2 pseudogenes are annotated in these 997 nt (G+C 66.7%); both read right to left on the bottom strand.

Annotated features, from left to right (window positions below):
- Positions 1–214 (bottom strand): annotated as a pseudogene (locus tag PA598K_RS35510) (UDP-glucose 6-dehydrogenase); the annotation flags it as partial.
- A 167-nt stretch (positions 215–381) separates the two neighbouring features.
- Positions 382–997, bottom strand: a pseudogene (locus tag PA598K_RS35505) (hypothetical protein); the annotation flags it as partial.

Genomic DNA, 997 nt, shown 5'->3' with positions numbered 1-997 from the left:
CCTCCAGATCGGCCGAGAAGCTGAGGCGGCCCGCCGCCGTATTGCTGGCGATCAGCTCCTGCAGCCCCGGCTCGTAGATCGGCACGCCGCCCTCGCGGAGCAGCCGGATCTTGTCCATATCCTTGTCTACACAGATGACCTGATGCCCCAGCTCGGCGTAGCAGACGCCCGACACCAACCCCACATAGCCTGTTCCGATTACCGTTATCTTCATCTCGCCCAACTCCCTCTATCTCGTGATCTCGTGATCGTCCGCTCACCCGAGTCGGACCTGGTATCGCCTGCCCCGGAGCAACCTAGCGCTTCGCATCCTGTCGCTGCCACGCGCCCCTCTAACGCTGCGCTATTCTGATGCCACGGCGCTACTCTAATGCTGTCGACCTAAAGAATCGCTTCGACCGTTGCCAGTAGATCGGATCGGATCGCCGCCGCCCGATGTCTGCTCTCGCGGGCCGTATCGGCGCTGCATCCATAGTAAAGGGTTAGCACCGGCTCCGCGCTCGAAGCGCGCACCGCGCACCAGCCCCCGCCCTCCAGCTCGTACTTGAGAATCTCCGCCCTCGGCAGTCCGGTCGGCTCCACGCAGGTGCGATGCCGATGACGCAGCTCGCCCGTGCCATAGTCGCAGACGGCGCTAACCTGACAGCTGCCAAGCTCGGTCGGCGGCGCGGCCCGCAGCTTCTCCATCGCATTGCGCACCCGCTGCCAGCCCTCCAGTCCGCGGTAAGCCAGACTGACCTGCCCCTCCAGATGATGGCCGTGCTGCTCGTAGAGCTGCTGCAGCCGCTTGGCCAGCGACAGCCGCTTGGCCCGATAGTAGGCCGTCATCTCCGCGATCAGCAGCGCCGTCTGCAGCGCATCCCGGTCCCGCACGCCGTCCGACGGCAGGTAGCCGCCGCACTCGTCATAGGCGAAGCGGAACGGCGGCGGCTCCGGGCGCTCCGTATCGGTGGACGGCCAGGCGGCGACTGCCGCGGGCATGCCGCCGGGCGGCAGG

The organism is Paenibacillus sp. 598K, from assembly GCF_003851045.1.
In the GTDB taxonomy this organism is placed as follows: domain Bacteria; phylum Bacillota; class Bacilli; order Paenibacillales; family Paenibacillaceae; genus Paenibacillus_D.
The sequence above is the reverse complement of the archived record's forward strand: the minus strand, read 5'-3'. Positions and strand labels throughout refer to the sequence as shown.